Origin of the sequence: Streptomyces sp. NPDC015346 (genome assembly GCF_043078785.1) — a bacterium.
In the GTDB taxonomy this organism is placed as follows: domain Bacteria; phylum Actinomycetota; class Actinomycetes; order Streptomycetales; family Streptomycetaceae; genus Streptomyces.
The window spans coordinates 1,239,663-1,258,689 of record NZ_JBIBTW010000001.1 but is presented as its reverse complement, the minus strand read 5'-3'; the positions used below and the strand labels follow the sequence as shown (position 1 = coordinate 1,258,689).

General features: G+C 74.1%; 16 protein-coding genes and 1 riboswitch. Of the genes, 11 read left to right on the top strand and 5 right to left on the bottom strand.

Features of this window, described 5'->3' with window-relative positions:
- Positions 1–11: 11 nt before the first annotated feature.
- The gene (locus ACF06X_RS05700; protein ID WP_392285864.1) at positions 12–902 is read left to right on the top strand and encodes a neutral zinc metallopeptidase; all 891 of its coding nucleotides are present in this window, start codon (positions 12–14) and stop codon (positions 900–902) included.
- 71 nt (positions 903–973) lie between these two features.
- The gene (locus ACF06X_RS05695; protein WP_392285863.1) at positions 974–1,375 is read left to right on the top strand and encodes a VOC family protein; all 402 of its coding nucleotides are present in this window, start codon (positions 974–976) and stop codon (positions 1,373–1,375) included.
- A gap of 20 nt (positions 1,376–1,395) precedes the next feature.
- Here ACF06X_RS05695 and ACF06X_RS05690 read toward each other — a convergent pair whose 3' ends face one another.
- Both ACF06X_RS05690 and ACF06X_RS05685 read right to left on the bottom strand, forming a co-directional pair.
- Positions 1,396–2,802, bottom strand: a complete 1,407-nt coding sequence (locus ACF06X_RS05690; RefSeq protein WP_392285862.1) for a hypothetical protein — start codon at positions 2,800–2,802, stop codon at positions 1,396–1,398.
- Positions 2,803–2,929: 127 nt separating this feature from the next.
- Positions 2,930–4,057: an alpha/beta hydrolase gene (locus tag ACF06X_RS05685; RefSeq protein WP_392285861.1), complete on the bottom strand. Its 1,128-nt coding sequence runs from the start codon at positions 4,055–4,057 to the stop codon at positions 2,930–2,932.
- Positions 4,058–4,507: 450 nt separating this feature from the next.
- On the opposite strand from ACF06X_RS05685, the gene ACF06X_RS05680 reads away from it, so the two are divergent.
- From ACF06X_RS05680 to ACF06X_RS05650, 7 genes are all read left to right on the top strand, one after another.
- Entirely contained in the window at positions 4,508–5,764 is a 1,257-nt protein-coding gene (locus tag ACF06X_RS05680) for an anion permease (RefSeq protein WP_392285860.1), read from the top strand.
- A 12-nt stretch (positions 5,765–5,776) separates the two neighbouring features.
- Complete coding sequence (locus tag ACF06X_RS05675) at positions 5,777–5,998, top strand: hypothetical protein (protein ID WP_392285859.1); 222 nt, start codon at positions 5,777–5,779, stop codon at positions 5,996–5,998.
- Between the two features lie 121 nt (positions 5,999–6,119).
- Positions 6,120–6,258, top strand: a riboswitch (cobalamin riboswitch).
- A gap of 34 nt (positions 6,259–6,292) precedes the next feature.
- Complete coding sequence (locus ACF06X_RS05670; RefSeq protein ID WP_392285858.1) at positions 6,293–7,255, top strand: cobalamin biosynthesis protein; 963 nt, start codon at positions 6,293–6,295, stop codon at positions 7,253–7,255.
- Entirely contained in the window at positions 7,252–8,757 is a 1,506-nt protein-coding gene (locus ACF06X_RS05665; RefSeq protein WP_392285857.1) for a cobyric acid synthase, read from the top strand. Before ACF06X_RS05670 ends, ACF06X_RS05665 begins: the two co-directional genes overlap by 4 nt.
- A 47-nt stretch (positions 8,758–8,804) precedes the next feature.
- Positions 8,805–10,865: a putative cobaltochelatase gene (locus ACF06X_RS05660; RefSeq protein WP_392285856.1), complete on the top strand. Its 2,061-nt coding sequence runs from the start codon at positions 8,805–8,807 to the stop codon at positions 10,863–10,865.
- Positions 10,865–11,473 (top strand): cob(I)yrinic acid a,c-diamide adenosyltransferase, encoded by a 609-nt coding sequence (gene cobO, locus ACF06X_RS05655; protein ID WP_392285855.1) that lies wholly within the window; start codon positions 10,865–10,867, stop codon positions 11,471–11,473. The genes ACF06X_RS05660 and cobO overlap by 1 nt, the downstream gene beginning before the upstream one ends.
- Positions 11,467–12,894: a cobyrinate a,c-diamide synthase gene (locus ACF06X_RS05650; protein ID WP_392285854.1), complete on the top strand. Its 1,428-nt coding sequence runs from the start codon at positions 11,467–11,469 to the stop codon at positions 12,892–12,894. The genes cobO and ACF06X_RS05650 overlap by 7 nt, the downstream gene beginning before the upstream one ends.
- 2 nt (positions 12,895–12,896) lie before the next feature.
- Here the strand turns inward: ACF06X_RS05650 and ACF06X_RS05645 are convergent, their stop codons facing one another.
- On the bottom strand, positions 12,897–13,622 hold the full coding sequence (locus ACF06X_RS05645) for a ZIP family metal transporter (RefSeq protein ID WP_392285853.1): 726 nt from the start codon (positions 13,620–13,622) through the stop codon (positions 12,897–12,899).
- Between the two features lie 68 nt (positions 13,623–13,690).
- Between ACF06X_RS05645 and ACF06X_RS05640 the strand changes: the two genes are divergently transcribed.
- Together ACF06X_RS05640 and cobC are read left to right on the top strand one after the other, a co-directional pair.
- Positions 13,691–14,863 (top strand): precorrin-6Y C5,15-methyltransferase (decarboxylating) subunit CbiT, encoded by a 1,173-nt coding sequence (locus ACF06X_RS05640; protein ID WP_392285852.1) that lies wholly within the window; start codon positions 13,691–13,693, stop codon positions 14,861–14,863.
- Positions 14,860–16,446, top strand: a complete 1,587-nt coding sequence (gene cobC, locus ACF06X_RS05635) for an Rv2231c family pyridoxal phosphate-dependent protein CobC (RefSeq protein ID WP_392285851.1) — start codon at positions 14,860–14,862, stop codon at positions 16,444–16,446. Before ACF06X_RS05640 ends, cobC begins: the two co-directional genes overlap by 4 nt.
- Positions 16,447–16,516: 70 nt before the next feature.
- Here cobC and ACF06X_RS05630 read toward each other — a convergent pair whose 3' ends face one another.
- Positions 16,517–17,491 carry an SCO1860 family LAETG-anchored protein gene (locus ACF06X_RS05630; protein ID WP_392285850.1) on the bottom strand — a complete coding sequence of 325 codons (975 nt, stop codon included), beginning with the start codon at positions 17,489–17,491 and terminating at the stop codon, positions 16,517–16,519.
- A gap of 325 nt (positions 17,492–17,816) precedes the next feature.
- Positions 17,817–18,902 (bottom strand): amidohydrolase family protein, encoded by a 1,086-nt coding sequence (locus tag ACF06X_RS05625; RefSeq protein ID WP_392285849.1) that lies wholly within the window; start codon positions 18,900–18,902, stop codon positions 17,817–17,819.
- Between the last annotated feature and the right edge of the window lie 125 nt (positions 18,903–19,027).

Below are 19,027 nucleotides of genomic sequence, written 5' to 3'. Positions count from 1 at the left end.
GGTGGTGGCCCATGCAGTTCGACGACGACGCCGACCTGGACACCTCGGAGGTGCGGGACGTCCGCTCCAGCCGCATCCCCGGCGGGAAGGCCACCGTCGGCGGCGGTGTCGTCGGCTTCGTCGCGCTGCTCCTCGGGATCCTCTTCGGGGTCGGCCCCGAGGAACTGGGCCTCTCCTCCGGCGACCCCGAGCCGGCGGCGACGGCATCGTCGGCGGCCCAGGTGGAGCAGAGCTGCCGGACCGGCGCGGACGCGAACAGGCGGGAGGACTGCCGGATCGTGGCGGTCGTCAACAGCGTGCAGGACTTCTGGCGGGCGGAGTACGAGCGCAGGGGCGGCCGGTACGGGGACGCGAGCACGGTGATATTCACGGACCGGGTCTCCACCGCCTGCGGGGCGGCCACCTCGGCGGTCGGGCCGTTCTACTGCCCCGGCGACCGCCAGGTCTATCTGGACCTGGGGTTCTTCCAGGAGCTGCGGACCACGTTCGGCTCCAGCGGCGGCCCGTTCGCGCAGGCGTACGTGGTGGCGCACGAGTACGGCCATCACGTCCAGAACATGACGGGGACGCTGGCCCGCGCCCAGGACGGGCGGCAGGGGGCGGACTCCGACGCCGTACGGGTGGAGCTCCAGGCGGACTGCTACGCCGGCGTCTGGGCGCACCACGCGACGACCACACCGGACGAGAAGACCGGTCGGCCGCTGCTGACGAGGCTGACGGAGGCCGACATCCGGGACGGCCTCGACGCGGCGGCCGCGGTGGGCGACGACCGGATCCAGGAGAAGTTCCAGGGGCGGGTGACGCCCGAGACCTGGACCCACGGCTCGGCCCGGCAGCGGCAGCAGTGGTTCTCCCAGGGCTTCACGTCGGGTGACATGGCCCGGTGCGACACCTTCCGCTGATTGTCGGTGGCGACTGCCAGACTGAGATCCAGGTCACATTCCGACGGGACGAGCGAGAAGGAGTGATCGGGATGGCTGAGGCACCCCACATCTGTCCGACCCTGACGTACGACGACGCGAAGGCCGCGATCAAGCTGCTGACGGAGGCGTTCGGCTTCACCGGCACCGCGGTGTACGAGGGCGAGGACGGCAAGGTCGTGCACGCCGAGCTGTCGTACGGGAACGGCATGGTGATGCTCGGCAGCAAGGGCACCGGCAGCGAGTTCGACAAGCTGATGGCGGGGGCGGGCCCGGTGGGGGTGTTCGTCCACGTGGACGACGTGGACGAACACCACGCGCGGGCCGTGCAGCACGGGGTCGAGATCGTGATGCCGCCCACGGACCAGGACTACGGCTCGCGGGACTACATGGCGCGGGACCACGAGGGCAACATCTGGAGCTTCGGGACGTACACCCCCGGCGCCGCCGAGTAGCGGGGGCGCCGGCCGGGGCGTCAGGACCCGCCGGTGTGCACCTGGAAGGCGGCGCGGCGGACGGCCTTGGCGAGGGCGGGGTCGGGGTGGGCGGCGGCGAGCGCCACGAGGACCTGGACCGTACGGGGGTGACCGACCGCCCGGACCTCGTCGAGCAGGGCCGGGACGGTGCCCTGGACGGCGGAGTCGAGGTGACGCACGAGGAGCGCGCTCTCGCCGTGGTCGGCGACGGCGGCGGCGGTGTCCACCCAGAGCCAGGTGGCCTCCTCGCGGGTGAGCACGTCCTGGGCGTCGTCGGGGTCGGCGCCGTCGTACTCGGCCAGCCAGAGCAGGGCGTACGGGCGGAGCGAGGCCTCCTCGGCGGCGGCCCGGACCTCGGCCTCCGCGGGGGCTCCGACGACGCGGAGCGCCTCGAAGGCGAGGCCGCGCAGCAGGGCGTCCTCGCCACGGGCGACGGCGAGGAGTTCGGTGACCGCGCTGGAGAGGGTGCGGGCGGCGAGCCAGGCGCGGTATTCGTCGCGGGCGGGGCCGGGGGTGAGGCGGGCGCAGCCGCGCAGCATGTCCTCGGCGGACTGCTCGATGTTGCCCGCGGGGCTCTGGGCGGCGACGCAGATCTGCTCCAGTTTCACCCAGACCGCCCAGTTGCCGAGCGGGGTGAGGGTGGCCTGTCCGACGCCGTCGCGCCCCCCGTGACCGTCGGTGCCGTCGTCGAGGGTCAGCGCGCCCACGGCGGCGAGGCCTTCGAGGGCCCAGTCGAGGAGCGCGGAGAGCCCGTCGGTCCCGGGGTCGGCCGGGGCAGTGTCGGTGACGGCGCCCTGGAGGGGGACCTCGCAGCGCTCCTCGCGCAGCTCCTCGACCCGCTGGCGGAGCAGGTCGAGGAGGGCGGGGACGAGCACGGGTCCGGCGGAGAGCTGGAGCAGGGACAGTACCTGCGGGACGGCCTCGACGACCTCGGCGACAGCGCTGGGGGCGACGTCCTCCGGGGCGGGATGGACCAGGGACCAGGCGTCGAACAGCGCGACCCAGCCGCGCAGTACGGCGGAGTCGTCCCGGTCCCAGGCGTGCAGGCGCCAGCCGGGGCGGGCGGTGTGACCGTGGAGTTCGACGAGGCCCGCGAGCCTGGCGCGGTCCCAGCCGGCCCGGATCTGCCCGGGCGTCAGGTCCAGTGCGGCCGCGGCCATTTCCTCGGTGGCGACGGCCTCGGGGTCGGCGGCCGGGGAGATTCCGGCGCCTCGGTCGACGGCGGCCCAGCGGGCGATCCGCACGGCGTCCGCGAGGACGGTCCGTGCCTGGCGGGCCAGTTCCGCGCGGGGCGGAGTGCCCTCCGGGGGCCGCGGCGCCGGCCGGTTGCGCCGGTTCGTCACGGCCCGTCGGGCGGTGGCGAGTGCCCGCGGACGGACGAGTCGGAGTCTGGAGTTGCGCGCCATTTGCTCATCAGGCTTTCGAGACGTCACGAGGGCAGTCTTCCCGCTGACGGCCCGAAAGCCCAATCGGAATGAGGATCACCGCCGCACCCGCCGCCGCACCCGCCGCCGGGGGCGGCTCGGGGGCGGGCTAGAGGAGGGGGGTGAGGAAGCGCCGCAGGGCCTCCTCGTAGGCGACCGGGTCGGCGTTCCACATCGAGGCGTGCGGGGCGCCGCGGACGGTCTGGAGAGTGACGAGTTCGGGGCGGCGGGCGGCCAGTTCGACCGACCGCTCCCAGGGCGCGATCGTGTCGTCGGGCCCGTGGAAGATCAGCGTCGGCACGCGCAGCGCGGCCGGGTCGACGAAGGCGCGGAGCCGGTCGCCGTACATCCCGGTCCTGCCCTGCGCGGCGCGGACGGCGAGCGGCAGCAGCGGGCCGGGCACGCGGCGGGCGGAGGCGAGGTTGCGCAGGGTGGCCTCCGGGTCGAGGACCGGGGAGTCCAGGACGAGGCCCCGGATCACGTCCCGTACGCCGGAGTCCGCAGCGGCACGCAGGGCCATCGCCGCGCCGGTCCCCCAGCCGTGCAGGACGACGCCCGCGGCGCCCTCGCGGACGGCGAAGCGGAGGGCCGCGTCGACGTCGCGCCACTCGGAGTCGCCGAGGTGACCGAGGCCGTCCGGGGCGGGCGGCGCGCCCTGGTCGCCCCGGTAGGAGAGGCAGAGGACCGGAATCTGCCGCCGGGCGAGGAAGGGGACGAGGTTGAGGGTGTGCCGGCGGGTGGTGCCGAGGCCGTGGACGGCGATGACCCAGGTGGGGCGCGGGCCGGGGACGTGCCAGGCGGGCAGGGTGCCGAGTTCGCCGGGGATCTCGACGTCCCGGTGGTCCAGGCCGAGCGCGGTGAGCGGGGTGCCGGTGTGCAGCTCCGGGGTGAGCCGGACCCGGGCGCCGGGCGCCGGCGTACCCTGTTCGACCCGCTCCAGACGGCGTACGACGGTGTCGGCCGTGTGCGGGACCCGGTCGAGGACGGGGCCGACCACCGCGTGGAGGTCCGGCCCCTCGATCCCGTACGTACCGGGGCGCAGGGAGGCGAGGCTCCGGGTCAGGGTGACCCGTTCCGGTTCGGCGGCGTGCACGGTGAGCCGGGGATCGCCCGGCAGCGGGCGTCCGGACGCCACCCCGAGGGCGGCGTGGCTGGCGTACCGGCCGGCCGCGACCGCGGCCGCGCCGACACCGAGCAGAGTGGTGACGGCCGCTGCCGTCGCTGTAGCCGGGCGCACCGTCCCAGTGTCGGCAGGGCGGGGCCGGACTGCCACCGGACTGACCCGTTCCGCAGCGGGGCGGCCCGGTCACACAGCGGGGCGACCGCCGTCGCCGCGCGGCGACCGAGGCCTCGACCGCGACCGCCGCACGGCGACCCGGCCCCCTCTCCGGGGTGACATGGATCTCCTCCTGCGGGTCCCCCGGTCGGCTGACACCGCCCCGCGGCGTCCACGTGGTGACACGGGACGGGAGGGGCGGAAGCGGAGCATGTCGCATCCGCCCCGCAACCGCCCGGATTACCCCGGGTCGCACGGTGACCACATCGTGGACAGGCGGCCCGCCGAACCCGTAAGCGGAATCCCTGGACCCTGGATCGGGTCACCACACCGCCCGGCCCAGTTCATCTTCCGTTCACCCAGGTTGCTTACGTTCGACCAGCCACTGACGTCGAACGATTGCCTGGGTAAATGGAACACATCACGCTGCTGCTCGCGATTGTGGTCGTGACAGCTCTCGTGTTCGATTTCACGAACGGTTTCCACGACACCGCCAACGCGATGGCGACGACCATCTCGACCGGTGCCCTCAAGCCCAAGACGGCGGTGGCCATGTCCGCCGTGCTCAACCTGGTCGGCGCGTTTCTGTCGGTGGAGGTTGCCAAGACGATCTCCAAGGGACTCGTCAACGAGGAGGGCATCCAACCGGAAGTCATCCTCGCCGCGCTCGTCGGCGCGATCCTCTGGAATCTGCTGACCTGGCTGGTCGGTCTGCCGTCCAGCTCCTCCCACGCCCTGATGGGCGGCCTCATCGGCGCGACCATCGCCTCGATCGGCCTCAGTGGCGTCAACGGCGGCGTCGTCGTCACCAAGGTGCTCATCCCGGCGATCGCCGCCCCGCTGGTCGCCGGCCTGGCCGCGATGCTCGCCGCCCGCCTGACGTACCGGCTCGACCGGAACGCCGGCAAGAAGACCACCGAGAAGGGCTACCGCGCCGGTCAGATCGCCTCCGCCGGTCTCGTCTCGCTCGCCCACGGCACCAACGACGCCCAGAAGACGATGGGCATCATCACGCTCGCGCTGGTCGCCGGCGGCGTCCTCGTCCCCGGCTCGAACCCGCCCGTCTGGGTCATCGTCTCCGCCGGTGTGGCGATCGCGCTCGGCACCTACCTCGGCGGCTGGCGCATCATCCGCACGATGGGCAAGGGCCTCACCGACCTCCAGCCGCAGCAGGGCTTCGCCGCCCAGACCAGCGCGGCCACGGTCATCCTGGCCTCCTCCAGCCTGGGCTTCTCCCTCTCGACCACGCACTCCTGCTCCGGCGCCGTCATGGGCGCGGGCCTGGGCCGCAAGGGCGGTGTCGTCCGCTGGTCGACCGCCACCCGGATGTTCGTCGCCTGGGGCCTGACCCTGCCGGCCGCGGGCCTGGTCGGAGCCGGCGCCGAGTACGTCGCCCGGCAGGGCGACTGGGGCGTCTACACCGTCGCGGCCTTCCTGGTCGCCTCCTGCGTCGCCATCTGGCTCGTCTCCCGCCGCCAGGTGGTCGACCACACCAATGTCAACGACGTGGAGACCGAGCCCGCGGGCGTCGTGACGACCGCCATCGCGGCCGTCACCCCGCCGCCGACCGCTGCCGTCGCCGCCTTCGCGGACGAGGACCTGAAGACCACCATCCCCTCGCCGGCCCCCGCGGACCCGGCAGCCCCCGCAGCCTCGGCCGCGGTGTAAGGAACGAACGACATGAAGATCGACTGGGCAGCTCTCGGCTCCGTCTTCGGAGTCAGCCTCGTGGCGACCGTCGCCCTCGTGGGCCTCTTCACCCTCGGCATCGTCGGCCTCTCCAAGCAGGAGGAGGCCGCCGCCCAGGGAGGCTCGGCCACCCTGGCGCGTACCGGCGCGTACGCCTGTTTCGCCCTGTGCGCGGCGGCCGTCGTGTACGGAATCTCTCTCATCGTGGCCTGACGGAACAGGCTCCGACGACCGGGCGGGCCGCACCTTCGGGTGCGGCCCGCCCGTTCGTCGCGCGTGGGCGTCGTGTGGGGCTGCGCACACTCTCGCGCCGCAGGTCACAGGCGAGTTGACGGGTGTTCGCACACGTGGTGGACTTCCGGGGCCATTACGGCGGCAGAAGAGGAAGTCCGGTGCGAATCCGGCGCGGTCCCGCCACTGTGACCGGGGAAGACCCCCGGGAGCCAGGAACTCTCACCGCCGGTCACGTCGAGCCAGGGCGCGGACCCTGAGTGAGGACACAGCGCCATGCCCGGCCGCTCCGCAGCCACAGGTGTATTCGCGTACGGTGCCGCCGCCGGTCTGGCCGCGGACCTGCTCCTCGGCGATCCCCGCCGCGGCCATCCGGTCGCCGCCTTCGGACGGACCGCCGCGGCCGTCGAGAGGCTTCTCTGGCGCGACCACCGTGGGTGGGGCGCGCTGCACACCGCCGTCTGCGCCGGCGGCACGGCCGCCCTGGGCGCCCTCGCGGCCCGTACGGTACGGGGCCGGCGCACCGCGTCGGTCGCCCTGACCGCCGCCTCCGTCTGGGCCGTCGTCGGCGGTACGACCCTGGGCCGGGAGGCCCGCGCCATCGGCGAGGCGCTGAGCGACGGGGACCTCGACACGGCCCGCGAGCGCCTCCCCCACCTGTGCGGGCGCGACCCGCACTCCCTGGACGGCCCGGCGATGGCCCGCGCGGTCGTGGAGTCCGTCGCCGAGAACACCTCCGACGCGGTCGTGGGCGCCCTCGTCTGGGGGTCCGTCGCCGGCGTACCGGGCCTGGTCGGCTTCCGGGCCGTGAACACCCTGGACGCGATGGTCGGCCACAAGTCCCCCCGCTACCGCCGCTTCGGCTGGGCCTCGGCCCGCCTCGACGACCTCGCCGGCTGGCCGGGGGCGCGGCTGACGGCCGTACTCGCCACGGTCGGGGGCGGCGATCCCCGCGGGGCGCTGCGGGCGTGGCGCGCCGACGCCGCCAAGCACCCCAGCCCCAACGCGGGCCCGGTCGAGGCCACCTTCGCGGGGGCACTCGGCGTACGGCTCGGCGGGACGTTGTCGTACGGCGGGCGGGTCGAACACCGGCCGGTGCTCAACGGGGAGGGCCGGGACGTGGACGTGGCGGACATCGAGCGGGCGGTACGGCTGTCGCGCCGGGTGACCGGGCTGACGCTGGCGGCCTGTGTCGGCGGACGGCTGGTCAGGGAAGCGATCAAGCGGAGGCGGATATGAGCGGCGGACTGCTGGTCGCCGGCACGACCTCGGACGCGGGAAAGAGCGTCGTCACGGCCGGCATCTGCCGCTGGCTGGTGCGCCGGGGCGTGAAGGTCGCCCCCTTCAAGGGGCAGAACATGTCCCTGAACTCCTTCGTGACGAGGGAGGGCGCGGAGATCGGCCGGGCGCAGGCCATGCAGGCGCAGGCCGCGCGGGTGGAGCCGACCGCGCTGATGAACCCCGTCCTGCTCAAGCCGGGCAGCGACCGCTCCAGCCAGGTCGTGCTGATGGGGAAGCCGGTCGGCGAGCTGAGCGCCCGCGGCTACCACGGAGGCAGGCAGAGGGAACTGTTCGAGCCGGTCCTGGCGTGCCTGGAGGAGCTGCGGGGCACGTATGACGCCGTGATCTGCGAGGGGGCGGGCAGTCCGGCCGAGATCAACCTGCGGCGCACGGACATCGTGAACATGGGCATCGCGCGGGCCGCGCGGCTGCCGGTCCTGGTGGTCGGCGACATCGACAGGGGCGGGGTGTTCGCCCAGTTCTTCGGGACGACGGCGCTGCTGAGTCCGGAGGACCAGTCGCTCGTGGCCGGGTATCTGGTGAACAAGTTCCGTGGTGACGTGACCCTCCTCGAGCCGGGCCTGGACATGCTGCTCGGCCTGACCGGCCGCCGGACGTTCGGTGTCCTGCCGTACGCGCACGGCCTCGGCATCGACGAGGAGGACGGCCTGCGGGTGTCGCTGCGCGGCACCGTCCGCGAGTCGGTCGTGGCGCCGCCGGTCGGCGAGGACGTGCTGCGGGTCGCGGTCTGCGCCGTACCGCTGATGTCCAACTTCACCGACGTCGACGCGCTGGCGGCCGAGCCGGGCGTCGTGGTGCGTTTCGTGGACCGCCCGGAGGAACTGGTCGACGCGGACCTCGTGGTCGTGCCGGGCACGCGCGGGACCGTGAAGGCGCTGGCCTGGCTGCGGGAGCGCGGCCTGGCCGACGCGCTGGCCCGGCGGGCGGCCGAGGGCCGGCCGGTGCTCGGCGTCTGCGGCGGCTTCCAGGTGCTCGGCGAGCACATCGAGGACGAGGTCGAGTCGAAGGCCGGGGCCGTGGACGGTCTCGGACTGCTGCCGGTACGGGTGCGGTTCGCGGCCGAGAAGACCCTGGCCCGGCCGGCCGGCGAGGCGCTCGGCGAGCGGGTGGAGGGGTACGAGATCCACCACGGCGTCGCCGAAGTCCTGGGCGGCGAAGCCTTCTTGGACGGGTGCCGGGTCGGCGCGGTGTGGGGGACGCACTGGCACGGCTCGCTGGAGAGCGACGGCTTCCGCCGGGCGTTCCTGCGGGAGGTGGCGGCGGCGGCCGGACGGCGGTTCGTCCCGGCGCCCGACACCAGCTTCGGCGAGCTGCGCGAGGAGCAGTTGGACCGGCTCGGCGACCTGATCGAGGAACACGCGGACACGGACGCGCTGCTGCGGCTGATCGAGAACGGCCCGCCGTCCGGGCTGCCGTTCATCCCGCCGGGCGCGCCGTGACCCCGCGGCCCCCCGCACATCAACGAGTTGAAGGAGTTGACCGCCCGATGAGCACCCGGTATCCGTTCACCGCCGTCGTCGGCATGGACGACCTGCGCCTCGCGCTGCTGCTCAACGCGGTGAGCCCGGCGGTGGGCGGTGTCCTCGTACGCGGCGAGAAGGGCACCGCCAAGTCGACGGCCGTACGCGCGCTCGCCGACCTGCTGCCCGAGGTGCCGGTGGTCGCGGGGTGCCGGTTCAGCTGCGACCCGGCCGCGCCCGACCCGGGCTGCCCGGACGGGCCGCACGAGGTCGCGCCTGCGGCGGCGCGGCCCGCGCGGATGGTGGAGCTGCCCGTCGGCGCCTCCGAGGACCGGCTCGTCGGCGCGCTCGACATCGAGAAGGCGCTGGCGGACGGGGTGAAGGCCTTCGAGCCGGGGCTCCTCGCGGACGCGCACCGCGGGATCCTCTACGTCGACGAGGTCAACCTCCTCCACGACCACCTGATCGACCTGCTCCTCGACGCCGCCGCCATGGGCTCCTCCTACGTGGAGCGCGAGGGCGTCTCCGTACGGCACGCGGCCCGGTTCCTGCTCGTCGGCACGATGAACCCCGAAGAGGGCGAGCTGCGGCCGCAGTTGCTGGACCGCTTCGGCCTCACCGTCGAGGTCGCCGCCTCCCGCGAACCCGAGCAGCGGGTGGAGGTCGTACGCCGCCGGCTGGCGTACGACGACGATCCCGCCTCCTTCGCCGCGCGCTGGGCCGGTGAGGAGAGCGCGCTGCGGGAGCGGATCGCCGCCGCCCGCGCGCTGCTGCCGCGGGTGACGCTCGGGGACGCCGCTCTGCTCCAGATCGCCGCGACCTGTGCCGCGTTCGAGGTGGACGGCATGCGGGCCGACATCGTGATGGCCCGCACCGCGACGGCGCTCGCCGCCTGGGCGGGCCGGACGGACGTCACCTCCGACGACGTACGGCAGGCGGCGCTGCTCGCGCTGCCCCACCGCAGGCGCCGGAACCCCTTCGACGCCCCCGGTCTCGACGAGGACAAGCTCGACGAGACCCTGGAGCAGTTCAAGGGCGAGGACGACGAGGATCCGGACCCCGGTCCGGAGGGCCCCGACGGTCCGGGTGGCGGCGGGGGCGGTGTGCCGCCGCAGGGCGACGCGCCGGCCCCTGAGAACACGACGGCGCCGGACGAAGCGCCCGCGCCGGACGAAGCGCCTGCGCCCGCGCCCGCGCCGCAGGCCCCCGGAGGCGCCGGTGAGCGCGCGGCCGTCAAGGCCGCCGAGCCCTTCCGTACGAAGATGCTCAGCGTGCCGGGACTGGGTGAGGGCGCGGCCGGGCGCCGCTCCCGGGCCCGTACCGAGCACGGCAGGACGACCGGGGCCGTACGGCCGCGTGGCGCGCTGACCAAGCTGCACCTGACGGCGACCGTACGGGCGGCGGCCCCGCACCAGAAGGCGCGCGGGCGGTCGGGCCCGGGCCTTGTGGTGCGCAGGGACGACCTGCGGCAGGCGACCCGGGAGGGCCGCGAGGGGAACCTGGTGCTCTTCGCCGTCGACGCGTCCGGCTCGATGGCGGCCCGGCAGCGGATGAGCGCCGTCAAGGGAGCCGTCCTCTCGCTGCTCCTCGACGCCTACCAGCGGCGCGACAAGGTCGGCCTGGTCACCTTCCGGGGCCGGGACGCCGAGGTCGCCCTGCCGCCGACGTCCTCCGTGGACGCGGCCGCCGCCCGGCTCGAACTGCTCCCGACCGGGGGGCGTACGCCCCTGTCGGCGGGGCTGCTCAAGGCGCACGACGTGCTGCGCGTCGAGCGGCTGCGCGACCCGTCGCGCCGGCCCCTGCTGGTCGTCGTGACCGACGGCCGGGCGACCGGCGGCGGCGCCGACCCGGTGGCGCTCGCCGCCCGCGCGGCGCGGCTGCACGCCGCGGACGGCACGGCGGCGGTCGTCGTGGACTGCGAGACCGGCCCGGTGCGGCTCGGCCTCGCCGGGGACCTCGCCCGCGAACTCGGCGGCAGCGCGGTGACCTTGGACGAGCTCCGCGCGGACTCGATCGCGGGGCTGGTCAGGAACGTACAGGCAGGACAGTCAGGAAAGTCAGGACAGTCAACGAGGAGGGCCGCCTAATGCCGCAGGGACAGCCGAGCGTCGTACCCGACGACGGTCTCACGACCCGCCAGCGCCGCAACCGCGCGCTGGTGATGGTGCACACCGGCGTCGGCAAGGGGAAGTCGACCGCCGCCTTCGGCATGGCGCTGCGCGCCTGGAACCAGGGCTGGCCGATCGGGGTGTTCCAGTTCGTCAAGTCCGCCAAGTGGAAGGTCGGCGAGGAGAACGCCCTCAAGGCGCTCGGCGAGACCGGCAAGGGCGGGACCGTCACCTGGAACAAGATGGGTGAGGGCTGGTCCTGGATCCAGCGCGAGGTCGCCGAGGGCGAGCAGTCGCACGAGGACAAGGCGCGCGAGGGCTGGGAGCAGGTCAAGCGGGACCTCGCCGAGGAGAGGTACAAGTTCTACGTCCTGGACGAGTTCGCCTACCTGCTGCACTGGGGCTGGATCGACGTGAAGGAGGTCGTGGAGGTGCTGCGGGACCGCCCCGGCCACCAGCACGTCGTCATCACCGGCCGCAACGCGCCGCAGGAGCTGGTCGACTTCGCGGACCTGGTGACGGACATGTCCAAGGTCAAGCACCCGATGGACGCCGGTCAGAAGGGCCAGCGGGGCATCGAGTGGTAGCACGTCTCGTCATCGCCGCGCCGTCCTCCGGCGCGGGCAAGACCACGGTCGCGACCGGCCTGATGGCCGCGTTCGCCGGCCGTGGCCTCGCGGTCTCCCCGCACAAGGTGGGTCCTGACTACATCGACCCCGGCTACCACGCGCTGGCCACCGGCCGGCCGGGCCGGAACCTCGACGCGTACATGTGCGGTACGGGTCTGATCGCGCCGCTCTTCGCGCACGGGGCGCGCGGCTGCGACCTGGCGGTCGTCGAGGGGGTCATGGGCCTGTACGACGGCGCCGCCGACCAGGGCGAGCTGGCGTCCACGGCGCAGGTCGCCAAGCTCCTGAAGGCGCCGGTCGTCCTGGTCGTGGACGCCTCCTCGCAGTCGCGGTCGGTGGCGGCGCTGGTGCACGGGTTCGCCTCCTGGGACCCGGAGGTGCGGATAGGCGGGGTGATCCTGAACAAGGTCGCCACCGACCGGCACGAGCACCTGCTGCGCGAGGCCCTCGGGGAGTCGGGGGTGCCGGTGCTGGGGGTGCTGCGGCGGGCGCCTTCGGTCGCCACACCGTCGCGGCACCTGGGGCTTGTGCCGGTGGCGGAGCGGCAGGCGGCGGCAGTGGCCGCGGTCGCGGCGCAGGCGGAGCAGGTTCTCCAGGGGTGCGACCTGGATGCGCTTCTGGGGCTTGCGCGGTCGGCGCCCGAACTGCACGCGGAGGCGTGGGATCCCAACGGGTTGTGGGCAGTCGTTCCGCAGGGCGGAACGGGTGGGCACAGCCCGACCACCGGGCCGCACCCGGCGAACAGGCCCGGCCGCAGGCCGACGGTCGCCGTCGCCGGTGGGGCCGCGTTCACGTTCTCGTATGCCGAGCATGCCGAACTGCTCACCGCTGCCGGCGCCGAGGTCGTCACGTTCGATCCGTTGCGGGACGAGAGGCTTCCCGAAGGGACCTCCGGGCTCGTCATCGGTGGCGGCTTTCCCGAGATGTACGGGGCCGAGCTGTCCGCCAACGAGCCGCTGCGTAAGGCCGTCGCCGAGCTCGCGCGGTCCGGGGCGCCGATCGCCGCCGAGTGCGCGGGGTTGTTGTACCTCGCGAGGTCGCTCGACGGGAGGCCGATGTGCGGGGTGCTCGACGCCGACGCGCGGATGTCGGAGCGGCTCACGCTCGGGTACCGGGACGCGGTGGCGGTGAGCGACAGTCCGCTGGCCGCGACCGGGACGCGGATGCGCGGGCACGAGTTCCACCGCACGGTGATCGAGCCCGGCGCGGGCGCCGCGGCGGCCTGGGGGCTGCGGCAGCCGGAGCGCCGCGTAGAGGGGTTCGTCCAGCAGGGGGTGCACGCCAGTTATGTGCACACCCACTGGGCAGGGGCTCCGGAGGCGGCCGTGCGGTTCGTCGCGCACTGCGGGCGCGGTCGGGAAGCGGAGTCGGGCGCGTGAGTTCAGGCAGACAGGCCCACCACGAGCCAGATGAAGGCGACGCCCGCCACCGTGCACAGCAGGGTGGAGCGGGCGGGGTGCTCGTGGTGGGCCTCGGGGAGGATCTCGGCGGCGGCGAGGTAGAGCAGGGCGCCGCCGAAGAAGCCGAGATAGCTGCCGAGCACTTCCTCCGGAAGGGTGAACAGCAGGGTGGACGCGGCGCCGAGGATCGGGGCGAGGGCGTCCGCGACCAGCATCGCGACGGCTTTGCGGCGGGCGTTCCCGTACAGGCTGGTGATCGTGTACGTGTTGAACCCGTCGGCGAAGTCGTGGGTGATGACGGCGAGCGCGACGGTGGCGCCCATGCCTCCGCCGACCTGGAAGGCGGCGCCGAGGGCGATGCCGTCCATGAGGCTGTGGGTGACCATGGCCGCGGCCGCGGTGAGTCCCACCTGCGGGACGCGTTCGTCCGCCGCCACTCCGTGCGCGGCCTGACGGACCGCCAGGAGGCGTTCGACGGCGTGGGCGAGGAGGAAGCCGCCCACGAAGAGCAGCAGGGCCCGGGGGACGCCGAAGACCGGATCGCCCGCGGCCTCCAGGGCCTCGGGCAGGAGGTCGAGTCCGACCACGCCGAGCATCAGTCCGCCGGCGAGGCCGAGGACGAGGTGGCGCCGGTCGGTGACGCGCTGCGCCGTCCAGCCGCCGAAGAGCGTCATGAGGAACGCGCCGAGCGCGACGAAAACGGCCATGCGCCTTTGCTATCCGATCGTGTGCGTACCGCGCACATCACCGGCCGTCCCGTGGGGAGGCTGGTGGCGTGATCACGGTGATCGGAAGCGGTGCGGGCGCTGACGCGGGCTCATGGGCGGGCGAACCGGCGCTGGTGGTGGACGTGCGGGGCGACGAGTTGACGACGGGGGAGCTCGACCTGATCGACAAGCACGCGGCCGAGGGCGGCACGCGTGCGGTGGTGCGTGCCCTGGGCGATCCGGGGTTCTTCGGAGTCGTACGTACGTTGGAACGGCGCTTCGGCGCGCGGGCGCTGGATGTGCGCCCGGGTCCCGCAGCGGTGGGAGTGGCCTTCGCGCGGCTCGGCCTGGCGTGGGACGACGCGGTGGTGGCCGACGGTTCCGAGCTGCACGAGAACGCGCTCGACCGGGCGGTGAACGTCTGCCGGGCCCATCCCAAGGTGGCCGTGCTGCCGGGGCCCGGCGTGGGTCCGGCGGAGCTGGGCGCGGAGCTGCTGCACCGGGTGACCTCGCGGACGCTGGTGGTCTTCTCGGCGCTCGGTGATCCCTTCCGTGAGCGTTTCGAGCGGGTGGAGCCCGCTGAGGCGATGTGCAGGACCTGGGACGGGGTGAGTCTCGTCGTGTGTCTGGACGAGTCGCGGGCCGAGGGTCCGGCGCCCGCCGTGACGGGGCCGCTGCGCGGTCCGGGCCGGTGGGCGCTGCCCGACCGGGAGTTCGGGCCGACCGACGGTTCCGTCCTGCCGTACGAGGCGCGGGCGCTGGCGCTCGCCCGGCTCGGGCCGCGGGCGGGCGACCTGGTCTGGGAGATCGGGACGGGCTGTGGCGCGGTGGCGGTCGAGTGCGCCCGGCTGGGCGCGGCGGCGGTCGCCGTGGAGAAGACCGCGGCCGGTGTCGAGCGGATCCGGGCGAACACGGCCGCGCACGGTGTGGAGGTGCGGGCGGTGCACGGGGCGGCGCCGACGGTGCTCTCCCATCTGGCCGATCCGGACGGGGTGTTCGTCGGGGGCGGTGGGCGTGAGCTGAAGGCGATCGTCCTGGCGGCGGCCCGGCGCGCGCGGCGCGCGGTCGTGGTCGCGGTGACGGCCCTGGAGCAGGTGACGCCGGTCCGCTCGGCGCTGGAGTCCTGCGGTTTCGCGGCCGAAGGGGTGCTGCTGCACTCCCAGCGGCTGCTCACCCTGCCGGACGGGTCCTCGTCGATGGCCCCCGCGGCGCCGGTCTTCCTGGTGTGGGGGACGCGGTGAGCGAGGCGACGCCGGAAGGTACGGCCGAGGTGGCGGCCGAGGTGACGGTCGGGGTGGGCGCCCGGCGGGCGGTGTCCGCGGACGAGGTCCTGGCCCTGGTCGCCGAGGTGCTGCGGGAGGCCGGTCTGACCGGCTCGGACGTGGCGGCGCTGGCCACGCTGGACGCGCGGGCCGCGGAGCCGGGGATCGTGGAGGCGGCGGAGCGGCTCGGTGTGCCGTTGCGGGCGTTCGGGGCCGAGGCGCTGGCCGCCGTACCCGTACCGCATCCCTCGCGGGCGCCGCTGGCGGCGACGGGCACGGCGTCGGTGGCGGAGGCGGCGGCGCTGCTGGCGGCGGGGCCCGGTGCCGGGCTGCTCGTGACCAAGCGGAAATCCGCGCGCGCAACGTGCGCTCTCGCCCGGTCCGTCCCCTTTCGTCCGAACGAAGAGTCCGCTGCCGTACGGTTGTTGCCCCCGGGACAGGGGTACATCGCTGGTCAGACGGAGCCCCGTACACCCCCCACTCATCACCCCACGGCGGCCATGGATACCCACGCGCATTCAGACGTCCACGATCTGCGGCACCACGGTGACGCGGAGGTGCGGGACGAGAAGTTGATCGATCTCGCGGTCAACGTCCGCACGAACACGCCGCCGGACTGGTTGAGGGAGCGGATCGCCGACTCGCTGACCGGTCTCGCGGCCTACCCCGACGGGCGGGCGGCGCGGGCCGCCGTCGCCGAGCGGCACGATCTGCCGGCCGGCCGTGTGCTGCTCACGGCGGGGGCGGCGGAGGCGTTCGTGCTCCTCGCGCGGGCGCTGCCGGCGCGCCGGCCGGTGGTGGTGCACCCGCAGTTCACCGAGCCCGAGGCGGCGCTGCGCGACGCCGGGCACGAGGTGGGCCGGGTGCTGCTGCGCGAGGAGGACGGCTTCCGGCTCGACCCCGCGGCGGTGCCGGAGGACGCGGACCTCGTGGTGATCGGGAACCCGACGAACCCGACGTCCGTGCTGCACCCGGCGGAGACGATCGCCTCGCTGGCGCGGCCCGGGCGGACGCTCGTGGTCGACGAGGCGTTCATGGACGCGGTGCCGGGCGAGCGGGAGGCGCTGGCCGGGCGGACGGACGTGCCGGGTCTTGTGGTGCTGCGGAGTCTCACGAAGACCTGGGGTCTCGCGGGGCTGCGGATCGGTTATGTGCTCGCGCATCCGGAGACGATCGCGGCCCTGCAGCGGGCGCAGCCGCTGTGGCCGGTGTCGACGCCCGCGCTGGTGGCGGCGGAGGCGTGCGTGTCGCGGGCGGCGCTCGCGGAGGCGGAGCACGCGGCGCACCGGACGGGCGTGGAGCGGGCGCATCTGCTGGCCGGGCTGGCGGAGTTCGACGAGGTGCGGGCGGTGTCGGCGGCGGAGGGTCCGTTCGTGCTGGTCCGGATCGACGGCGCGGACGCGGTACGGGAGCGGCTGCGGGCGCTGGGCTTCGCGGCGCGGCGCGGTGACACCTTCCCGGGCCTGGACCGCAACTGGCTCCGGCTCGCCGTCCGCGACCGGGTCACGACGAACCGTTTCCTTCAGGCGCTGGACCAGGCGCTGTTGATGGGCGGCACGTAGGCGCGCGGAGATGAGGGGAGGGCGGTGGCCACGCCACCGCCCTCCCCTCCCCCTCTCCCCCTCGGGTCGGTCAGCCGCGGGCGCCGCGGCCGCGGGCCAGGACGAGGGCGCCGCCGCCCACGCCGAGCAGGAGCAGGGCGCCGCCGGCCAGGTACGGGGTCATGGAGCTGCCGCCGGTCTCGGCGAGGTTCTGGTCGGTCGGCGTGGAGCCGCCGTTCTGGGTCTGCGCGCCGCCGGCGTCGCTGGGCCGGGCGGAGGGCTCCTCGGACGGCTTCTCCGTCGGCTGCTGCGTGGGCTTCTGGGTCGGCTGCTGCGTGGGACCGGTGCCCTTCGGCGTCTCGCAGGTCGCCTCGGCGAGCGTCACCACGCCGTTGACCTCGGCCACGCCCAGCTTCAGCGGGTTGACCGCCACCTTCAGTTCGAGAGCCGTCGCCGCCGCGGTGCGGGAGGTGGTGGAGGTACGGGACAGGTCGAGGGTCACGTCGCCGACGCCCGGCACCGAGACCTTGGTCTGCCCGCCCGTGGACAGGGTGGTCTTCTTGCCGAAGACGGTCACGTGACCGAGCACGTTCGACTCGGCGACCGGCTGCCTGCCGGACTCGCAGACCGCCTTGGAGGTGACCTTCTCGACCTCGATGAGGGAGAGGGCGCGGATGCCGGGGACATGGACCCGCGCCTTGACCAGGTTCACGTGGCCCTCGGCCCTGTTCTTCTCCACCGTGGCCTTCGAGGTGGCGACGTCGGCGCGCAGGATGTCGATCGGCCGGTCGTTCTCGGCCCCCTCCACCTTCACGGTCAGCGCGGTCCTGTTCTCGCTCTCCGGCGCCTCGACCTCGTTGAGCGAGGTCCGCAGCGGCACGTTCACCGTCCTGCCGAGCAGGGAGACGTCGAGGCCGGTCCGCAGGACGACGGCGGTCGCGCGTCCTTCGCCGCCCGTGGCGTGCGCCGCCGGGGCCGCGAGCAGCACGGGGCCGACGGCGAGCGCGGCGACGGTCGCGGCTGCGGCGGTACGGCGTACGGGCATGCGGAAGGTGTTGCTGTTCAAGGTGGTGGAACCCCCACAAGAGACATGGCGTCGCCGGCCGTGCACCACGGGGACATCGGTCGGTGCGGCGTCGGCGACTTGAGACACCGGAATCTTTACGCACGGAGAGTGAACCGGCAGGTACCTGACGTGAGTTCACTCCAAAGGGGGGTTTCCGCGCCCATATTCGATTCTTTCGGCACACGCGTTCCCGTGCGCCCCGCGCGTTGCGAAATACGCGGGCGAGCACGGGAAGTGTGTCAACGAGTCGCGCCACTCCGGGGTAACGGACGGTCAACTCGGCGTCCTCACGGTGACGTTCGAGGGGCGCACCCGACGCGGCCGGTCAGCCGATCACGCGGCCGTTCACGATCACCCGGCGCGGCGCCGCGAGAGCGCGGACGTCCGCGCGGGGGTCCTCGTCGTAGACCACGAGGTCCGCGGAGGCGCCCTCCTCCAGGGAGGGACGGCCCAGCCAGGCGCGAGCGCCCCAGGTCGTGGCCGACAGGGCGTCGAGGGGCGGGATGCCGGCCTTGACCAGTTCCTCGACCTCGGCCGCGACCAGGCCGTGGGCGAGGGAGCCGCCCGCGTCCGTGCCGACGAAGACGGGGACACCGGCGTCGTACGCGGCCCGGACGGTGTCGTACCGGCGCTCGTACAGCCGGCGCATGTGCGCCGACCAGCGCGGGAACCTCTCCTCGCCGCCGTCCGCGAGCCGAGGGAAGGTGGCGATGTTGACGAGCGTCGGCACGATGGCGACGCCCCGCTCGGCGAAGAGAGGGATCGTCTCCTCGGTCAGTCCGGTGGCGTGCTCGACGCAGTCGATGCCCGCCTCCACCAGGTCCCGCAGCGAGTCCTCGGCGAAGCAGTGCGCGGTGACCCGGGCGCCAAGGCGGTGCGCCTCGGCGATCGCCGCCTCGACCTCGGCGCGCGGCCAGCAGGCGGTGAGGTCGCCCGCCTCACGGTCGATCCAGTCGCCGACGAGCTTCACCCAGCCGTCGCCCCTGCGGGCCTCCTGTCCGACGTACGCCACCAGGTCCGCGGGCTCGATCTCATGGGCGTAGTTGCGGATGTAGCGGCGGGTGCGGGCGATGTGGCGGCCGGCCCGGATGATCTTCGGCAGGTCCTCGCGCTCGTCGATCCAGCGGGTGTCGGAGGGCGATCCGGCGTCCCGGATGAGGAGCGTGCCCGCGTCGCGGTCGGTCAGCGCCTGCTTCTCGCTGGTGGCATCGTCGACCGGGCCGTGCTGGTCGAGCCCCACGTGGCAGTGGGCGTCGACGAGTCCGGGCAGGGCCCAGCCGGTGACGGTCAGCGCGTCACCGGACGGCCGGGTGTACGTGATCCGGCCGTCGACCGCCCACAGCTCGTCCCGTACGTCCTCCGGGCCGACGAGCACCCGCCCCTTCACATGCAGCACCACGCGATCGCTCATGTCTGCACTCTACGAGGGGCGGGTGGCCCGTCGGACGGCGGTCGCCCGCCGCTCGTTCGCCGCTCGCCCGCCGCTCGTTCGCCGTCTCGATACCCTGAACCGAGCCTCCCAGCACCACCGAACTG